This window comes from Gulosibacter sediminis (genome assembly GCF_030011715.1).
Lineage (GTDB): Bacteria > Actinomycetota > Actinomycetes > Actinomycetales > Microbacteriaceae > Gulosibacter > Gulosibacter sediminis.
This window is the reverse complement of sequence record NZ_JASCYH010000031.1, coordinates 24,632-32,618: the sequence shown is the minus strand read 5'-3', so window position 1 is coordinate 32,618 and position 7,987 is coordinate 24,632. Positions and strand designations below refer to the sequence as shown.

At 68.7% G+C, this 7,987-nt stretch carries 7 protein-coding genes; 5 read left to right on the top strand and 2 right to left on the bottom strand.

Features of this window, described 5'->3' with window-relative positions; all coding sequences use genetic code 11:
• Positions 1–211 precede the first annotated feature (211 nt).
• The 4 genes from QM019_RS09875 (at position 212) to QM019_RS09860 (ending at position 5,269) form a co-directional block, all read left to right on the top strand.
• Positions 212–1,375, top strand: a complete 1,164-nt coding sequence (locus QM019_RS09875) for a tyramine oxidase subunit B (RefSeq protein ID WP_345961027.1) — start codon at positions 212–214, stop codon at positions 1,373–1,375.
• A 15-nt stretch (positions 1,376–1,390) separates the two neighbouring features.
• Positions 1,391–2,566, top strand: coding sequence for an N-methyl-L-tryptophan oxidase (solA, locus tag QM019_RS09870; protein ID WP_282852837.1), 1,176 nt, complete (start codon positions 1,391–1,393; stop codon positions 2,564–2,566).
• 34 nt (positions 2,567–2,600) lie between these two features.
• Positions 2,601–4,070: an APC family permease gene (locus QM019_RS09865; protein WP_282852836.1), complete on the top strand. Its 1,470-nt coding sequence runs from the start codon at positions 2,601–2,603 to the stop codon at positions 4,068–4,070.
• Positions 4,071–4,171: 101 nt separating this feature from the next.
• Positions 4,172–5,269: an Atu2307/SP_0267 family LLM class monooxygenase gene (locus QM019_RS09860; protein WP_282852835.1), complete on the top strand. Its 1,098-nt coding sequence runs from the start codon at positions 4,172–4,174 to the stop codon at positions 5,267–5,269.
• On the opposite strand, the gene QM019_RS09855 is transcribed toward QM019_RS09860, so the two are convergent.
• Positions 5,235–5,948 (bottom strand): Pr6Pr family membrane protein, encoded by a 714-nt coding sequence (locus QM019_RS09855; RefSeq protein WP_282852834.1) that lies wholly within the window; start codon positions 5,946–5,948, stop codon positions 5,235–5,237. The two genes, QM019_RS09860 and QM019_RS09855, sit on opposite strands and share 35 nt — an antisense overlap.
• 34 nt (positions 5,949–5,982) lie before the next feature.
• Positions 5,983–7,212 (bottom strand): L-2-hydroxyglutarate oxidase, encoded by a 1,230-nt coding sequence (gene lhgO / locus QM019_RS09850; protein ID WP_282852833.1) that lies wholly within the window; start codon positions 7,210–7,212, stop codon positions 5,983–5,985.
• Between the two features lie 50 nt (positions 7,213–7,262).
• Here lhgO and QM019_RS09845 point away from each other — a divergent pair, with 50 nt between their 5' ends.
• Positions 7,263–7,973 (top strand): GntR family transcriptional regulator, encoded by a 711-nt coding sequence (locus tag QM019_RS09845; protein WP_282852832.1) that lies wholly within the window; start codon positions 7,263–7,265, stop codon positions 7,971–7,973.
• Positions 7,974–7,987 lie beyond the last annotated feature (14 nt).

Genomic DNA, 7,987 nt, shown 5'->3' with positions numbered 1-7,987 from the left:
CACCGCATCCACCCCGACGAGGGCGGATGCGGTGGGCCGGCCGTGTTTCCGACACCCGCCGCGCGACCGTACGCGCAACTGCCGCGGGATGACTCGGGCGGCCCAACGCTTGCCTCCGAGCGCACAGGCACGCCCAAACCGGCCTGCGGCGCCGCGGCCCGGCCTAGCGTTAACGCTCAACGGCAGCGAGGCCGTCCGCCCACAAGGCGGAATCCCTCGACGCAACCTCGAAGGACTGACTCTGAGCGGCAATGGAGCCCGCATCGACTTTCTGTACCTGAACGAACCCGACATGATCGCGGCCGGCGTCACCGAGATGCCCCAGTGCGTCGACGTCATGGAGGAGACCCTGAAGCTCGCGGGCCGCGGCGACTATCGGATGGCCGGGGCCGAGGGCAACTCGCACGGCGCGATGGTGACGTTCCCGGCGCAACCCGAGCACGAGGGCATGCCCGCCGACGGCCCCCACCGCCGCTTCATGGCGATGCCGGCGTACCTCGGCGGCAGCTTCCGCATGTCGGGCTGCAAGTTCTACGGCTCGAACCTGGCGAACCGCGAGCACGGCCTGCCTCGCTCGATCCTCATGTTCACGCTTGCGGACGCCGACACCGGGGCCCCCGTCGCCTACATGTCAGCGAACCTGCTCAGCGCCTACCGCACCGGCGCGGTGCCGGGCGTCGGCGCGCGCCACCTCGCGACCCGGGATGCGCGCACGGTCGGCATCGTCGCCCCCGGCGTCATGAACCAGACCTCGCTCGAGGCGTTCGTCGCGGTGCGCCCGAGCATCACGACGGTCAAGGTGAAGGGTCGCAGCGCGGGCAGCACGCAGGCGTTCGTCGACTGGGCGCGCGCGACGTTCCCCCAGCTCGACGTGCGGACGGTCGACACGGTCGAGGAGGCGGTGCGCGACAGCGACATCGTCTCGATCGCGCCGACGACTCCCGCCGGCAGCGAGCACTACCTTCGCCTCGAGCGCGAGTGGCTCAAGCCCGGCGCGTTCGTGTCGCTGCCCGCCGACATCATGATCGACGAGGCGCTCGTCGACGGTGCTCGCCACTTCGCCGACCACCGCGGCCTCTACGAGGAGTGGCAGCGCGAGCTGCCCGCCCCCGCGCACGAATACGTCGGCCTGCTCGGCATGTATCTGCTCGACCGCGTCGGCGCCGGCACGCTCGCGTCCGAGCGCTTCGAAAACCTGCCGGATGTGCTCAACGGCACCGCGGAAGGGCGCCGGAACGACGACGAGATCATCCTCTTCTCGGTCGGCGGCATGCCGATCGAAGACGTCGCGTGGGGCACCGCGGTCTACCGCAACGCCGTCGAGCGCGGCATCGGCACCTCGCTCAACCTCTGGGATGCGCCCGCGCGCGCGTAGATAAGGAACAGCAAGATGGCACAGCACAAGCCCACCATCGTCGTTATCGGCCTCGGTTCGGTCGGGTCGATGACCGCCTGGCAGCTCGCGAAGCGCAGGGAGGCGAACGTCATCGGCATCGAGCAGTACGGCCGCGTGCACTCGCACGGCTCGTACGCGGGGGAGTCCCGCGTGTTCCGCGCCGCCTATCACGAGGGCGGCCTCTACGTGCCGATGCTGCTCGAGTCGCGCGAGCTCTGGCGCGAGCTGCAGGTGGAGTCGGGCCGCGAGATCTACCTCGAGGCCGGCATGCTCTCGATCGCGCAGGAGTCGCAGACCGAGTTCCAGACCACGCTCGACTGCGTGCGCGACTACGACCTGCCGCACCGGGTGTTCAGCACCGAGGAACTCCGCAGGGCCTACCCCCAGCACAACATCTTTGACGGCGACGTGGCCGTGCTCGACGAGTACGGCGGCGGGCTCCGCCCCGAGGTCGCGATTATGTCGGCCCTCGAGCTTGCCGAAAACGCGGGCGCCGATCTCCGCTTCAACACCGAGGTGCTCGGCCTCGACGAGCGGCCGGGTGGCGTAGCGGTGCGCACCAGGCAGGGCACGATTCAGGCCGACAAGGTCATCGTCGCGAGCGGCTCGTGGACGAAGCGAGTGCTGCCCGAGCTCGATGCGCTGCTGCGCCTGCTGCCGCTCGGCCTCACCTGGTTCATGGTGAAGGACCCCTCGCAGTTCACCCCCGACAAGTTTCCAACGTTCCTGCGGGACCAGGGCAGCACCCACTTCTTCGGCGTGCCCACGCTCGACGGCTACAGCATCAAGGCCTCGGGCAATCCGGTGTGGCCGGTCGAGCGTGACGTCGCCGACGTGCCCACCGAGTACACGCCCGAGCAGCTCAACCTGCTCGGCCAGCGTGCCGCCGAGCTGCTCAACGGCATCAACCCCGAGCCGGTGCGCGCGAGCGTGCACCACTGCGCCTACACCCCGAACCGACTGCCGGTGCTCGACCTCAGCCCGAGCGAGCGCATCATCGTCGCCGCGGGCCTCTCGGGCCACGGCTTCAAGTTCGCGACAGCGTTCGGCGCCGCCGCGACCGAGCTCGCCCTTGAGGGCGAGGCGCGCTTGGGCAACGAGGCGTTCACCCTCGCCGCCCACTTCGACTACCTCGCCGAGCACGGTGCCTACTCGGGCACCGGGCACTAACCTTCCCCGACCGAACCGAAAAGAAAGCACTCCGATGACAACGTCGTCACCTCTGCCGCAGCGCCGCCTTGGCGTGCTTGCGATTGCCTTCATGATCATCGCCGCGTCGGCACCCCTCACCGCGATCGCGGGCGGGGCACCGACCGGCTTCGCCGTCAGCGGGCTCACGGGCGTGCCCGCGAGCTACATCGTGCTCGCCGCGGTGTTCGCTGTGTTCGCCTTTGGCTACGCCGCCATGGCCCGTCACGTCGAGAACGCCGGCGCGTTCTACGCCTACGTCGCCCGCGGCCTCGGCCGCCCCATGGGCGTCGGCACCGCGGTCTCGGCCGTCGTCGCCTACGCCTGCATGCAGATCGGCATCTTCGCGATGTTCGGCTTCAGCATCGCCGACTGGCTGTCTAGCCGCTTCGGCATCACCACGCCGTGGTGGCTCTGGGTACTCATCGGCATCGTCATCGTTGGCGCCCTCGGGCTGTTCCGCGTCGACTTCTCGGCGAAGGTGATCGGCGTGCTCGTCGCGCTCGAGTTCCTTGTCGTGCTCGTGTTCGACATCATCGCGCTCACGGTCGCGCCCGAGGGGTACAGCCTCGAGCCGGTCAACCCCGCCTCGCTGTTGACCCCGGGCGTCGGTGTGCTCCTCGCCTACGGCGTGGCCGCGTTCATGGGCTTCGAGTCGGCGGCGATCTACGCGAACGAGGCGAAGGACCCTCGCCGCACGATCGCCCGCGCGACCTTCCTCGCGGTCATCGTCATCGGCGTCTTCTATGCCATCTCGGCGTGGTCGCTCACCGTTGCCTACGGCCAGTCGAACATCGTCGAGCAGTCGGCCGAACTTGGCCCCGGCCTGCTCTTCGCGTTCCTCGGAGAGCACGCCGCGAGCATCCTCGTCGACTTCGCGAATGTCCTCTTTATTACCAGCCTGTTCGCGGCGCTCATGTCTTTCCACAACGCCGTCTCGCGCTACTTCTCGGAGCTCGGGCGCGAGGAGGTACTGCCGAAGGCCTTCGGACGCCTCAACCGCTCAGGCTCGCCCGTTGTCGGCTCGCTCACGCAGAGCCTCCTCGCGCTGCTCGCCACGATCGGCTTCATCATCGCCGACACCGGTGACCCGCTGTTCCCCGTGCTCACGATGTTCACGTGGCTCACGAACACGGGCGCCTTCGGCCTCGTGCTGCTCATGGTGCTCGTCGCCATCGCCGTCATCGCGTTCTTCCGGCGGGATGCTCGGGGCGTCGGCATCTGGTCGCGGCTCGTCGCGCCGGCGATCTCGGGCGTCGCGCTCGCGGTCGTGTTCGTGCTCGTGCTCATGAACTTCGACCTCATGCTCGGCCAGGAGGAGTCGAACGCGACCACGTTCATCCTGCCCGCGCTGATCATCGTGCCGGGCATCGTCGGCGTGCTCTACACGCTCTGGCTCCGCGGCGCGCGGCCCGAGCGGTACGCGCTCATCGGTGCCGAAATGACCCCGAAGACTGAGGTCGTCGGGGTCGACGAGCTCAGCTAGGCGCTCGTTCGCGCACGGGCCGGCGCGCATCCTGGGAATGGAAGCGCGTCGGCTCGTGTTCAATTGTGCTGAATGACTTTTCAAGCAAATTGGAGCGAGCGATGACCGACCAGACCAGCGCGGCAGAGATCCAGGCCGAGGTAGACCCCGATGCCCTCGTGTTCGGCATCAACACGTTCGGCGACCTTACGCAGCGCGCCGACGGTGAGCTGAACAGCCACGCGCAGACGATCCGCGAGATCGTCGAACAGGGCGTGTTCGCCGATGAGGTCGGCATCGACCTCATCGGCATCGGCGAGCACCACCGTGACGACTTCGCCGTGTCGTCGCCCGAGATGGTGCTCGCGGCCATTGCGGCCCAGACCGAGCGCATCCGCCTCGGCTCGGCCGTGACGGTGCTGAGCTCGGACGACCCGGTGCGCCTCTACGAGCGCTGGTCGACCCTCGACGCGCTCTCGAACGGCCGCGCCGAGATCATGATCGGCCGCGGCTCGTTCACCGAGTCGTTCCCGCTGTTCGGCTTTGAGATGCAGGACTACGAGCGCCTCTTCGAAGAAAAGGCGCAGCTCTGGTCGCAGCTCGCGGCCGGCGGCCCCGTCACTTGGACCGGCTCGGTGCGCAAGCCCCTCACCGACGTCTCGGTCTACCCGCCCGTCGAGCCGCAGGCCGACGGTACCCCGGGGGTGCTACCGACGGCGGTCGCGGTCGGCGGCTCGCCCGAGTCGGTGATCCGAGCAGCGCACTACGACTTCCCACTCATGCTCGCGATCATTGGCGGTGGCGTGAGCCGCTTCGCGCCGTTTGCGAACCTCTACCGGCAGGCGCAGGCGAAGTTCGGCCACGAGAGCGCCGTGATCGGCTACCACTCGCCGGGCCACATCGCCGCGACCGACGCCGAGGCGAAGGAGCAGCTCTTCGAGTTCTGGCAGGCGAGCACCACACGCATCGGCGCCGAGCGCGGCTGGCCGGCCGCCACGCGCGAGCAGTTCGAATCGGGCATCGCCGGCGACGGCGCCCTGCACGTCGGCAGCCCCGACACCGTCGCTCGCAAGATCGCATTCGGCATGCGCTCGCTCGGCGCCCAGCGCTTCGACCTCAAGTATCAGTCGGGCCAGATGCCCCACGAGTACGCGATGTCGTCGCTGAAGCTCTACGGCGAAGAGGTCATTCCGCGCGTGCGCGAGCTGTTGGCCGACTAGCGAGCCGCACCCGCAGCAGCCCGAGCACGTGCAGCACGACGGCGACGGCGAGGAACGCGACGAACACCTGCGCCGACGTCGCGATCACCGAGCCCCAGCCGCCGGGCCCGGTCGGGTCGAGAAAGCCGTACGGGTACCAGCCGACGATGCCGCCGCGCACCCACGTGTAGACGAGGTAGAGCAGCGGGTAGGCGAGCCAGGCGAGGGGCCGACCCCACGAGGCGCGGCGCGTCTGCGTGATGACGAGCCAGCCGACGAAGCCGAGCATCGGCGTGATGCGGTGTAGCAGGATGTTCGACCACTCGAGATCCCAGCGCGCCAGTTCGCCCGGCGCAGCGACGAGAATCGCGTAGATGAGGCCGGTCATCACCATGTAGAACGCGGCGGCGCCGCGCAGGTCGTCCCACCACCGCGGCAGGCTCGCGCGGGCGCGCAGCGCGCCGACGATGAGCACGATGCCGAACAGCAGGTTCGAGATATTCGTGAACTGCGACATCGACTCGATCAGCGTCGACTCGACCATGCCGTTCGCGGCGCGGTAGAAGTTCCAGGCGACGCCGGCGAGCGCAGCGAGGCCGAGCGCGAGGCGCAGGATGCGCACCCAGGCTCGGTCTGGATGCACGGCCCGGTTCGTGCGTGCGTAGCGGTTGACCGCGGGCAACGTCGTCGTTCTCGCCATACGGGAACGCTAGTCGACGCTCCGGCCGCGGTGCCTACGCCGCGCGCGCCGTGCCGAGCTCGTAGCGCTCGGCAAGCTCGTCGACGAGGTACTCGGCGATCGCCATCGACGAGGTCGCGCCGGGCGACGGGGCATTGCGCAGGAACATCGCGCCACCGCTCTGCTGAATTACAAAGTCGTCGACCATGTTGCCCTGGCGGTCGACGGCCTGGGCGCGCACACCTCGGGGCGCACGCTTCCCCTTCGCGCCTTCGAGCTGCGGCACGAACTTCGCGGCACCCTCGACGAAGCGGTCCATCGAGATCACGCCGCCGAGTTCGCGCAGCGCGGCGCCGGCGTTCTGCGACGCGAACTTCCAGAATCCCGCATCCTTCGCGATGGCGAGCGAGTCGCGCAGGCTGAACGGAAAACCCTTGTACTGCTCGCGAGCGAACGAGAGAAACGCGTTCGGGCCGATCATGAGTTCGCCGTCGATGCGGCGGGTGATGTGCACACCGAGGAACGGATATGCGGGGTCCGGCACCGGGTAGATGAGCCCGTTCACGACGTCGGCGTGCTTGTGCTCGAGGATGAAGTACTGGCCGAAGAATGGCACGATGCTCGGGTCGGCACCGGCGCCGGATGCGCGCGCCAGTCGGTCGGACTGCAGCCCGCCGCAGACGATCGCGTGGTCGAAGACTTCGGCGCTCGTCGTGCTGATCACGGTGACGAATCCGTTCGCGCTCTGGACTCGCTCGACCTCGGTGCTGAGGCGCATCTCGCCGCCGTCGCGCTCGAAGTCGGCGACGAGTGCCATGGTCAGCCCGGTGTAGTCGATGATCGCGGTGTGGGGCGAGTGCACGGCGGCTTCGCCGACGACGTTGGGCTCGAGCTCGCGCAGGCGCTCGGCGCCGATGAGGGCCACGTCGGGCACGCCGTTCGCGGTCGCCTTCTTGTGGATCTCGACGAGGCGCTCGCGCTCGACCTCGTTCTGCGCGACGACGACCTTGCCGCACTCGTCAATCGCGACGTCGTTTTCGACAGCAAAGTTCGTGATGAGGTCGACGCCGCGGCGGCACAGCCGCGCCTTGAGACTGCCGGGCTGGTAGTAGAGTCCGGCGTGCACGACGCCGGAGTTGTGGCCGGTCTGGTGGCCAGCGACGTGATCCTCCTTCTCAAAGAGCACGACGTGCGACTGCGGGTAGCGCTGCTTGAGCTCGCGCGCGACTGCGGCACCGATGATGCCGGCGCCGATCACAGCGATACGGGTGGTTGGGCTGGTCATAGGGGGAGCCCCTTTCTGAGAGACGTTGTGGAGAATGAGAGACTGTCGCCATGGCGACGGTGAATGATCGAGGCCCGACACTGAGCGAGCGTGCCGTGGGGCAGCTGCGACGGGCGATTGTCCTCGGCGAACTCGAGGCGGGGGAGCGGTACTCGGCAACCGAACTCGGCGAGCGTTTCGGCATGTCGCGCACGCCCATCCGCGAGGCCACGCAGGAGCTCGCGCGCCTCGGCCTCGTGTCGGTCGAGCGCAACCGGGGCATCCGCGTGCTGCCGACCAGTCTTGAGGCATTCGTTGAGGGGTTCGAAGTGCGGCTCATGCTCGAGGTGCCGCTCGCGCGCCGCGCGGCGAGTGCGGCGACGCCCGAGCAGCGCGCCGAGATTGCCGCACAGTTCGCGCACTTCGTCGAGGTGGCCGAGTCGGGCGACGTCGACGCGACGTTGCGCTGCGACCGCGACTTTCACCGGGGCCTGCTCGAGGTTGCCGGCAATGTGCGCGCCGTCGAGGTGCTCACCGAGCAGCGAAACATGGTGCTGAAGACCGGCGTCGGCACGGTGCCGCACATGCGCAGCACGGTCGAGTGCGCCGAGGATCACCGCGCGATTGTTGACGCGGTGGCGAGCGGCGACGGCGAGGCAGCGGGGGCGGCGATGCGCTCGCATATCCTCAACACCGCCGAGCTGCTGCTGCGGCAGGAGTCGGCGAGCCGTGCCGACTTTGGCGCGCCGGATGCGCTGGTTGCGCTCGAGCGGCTGGTCTAGTCCGCGCATCCTCA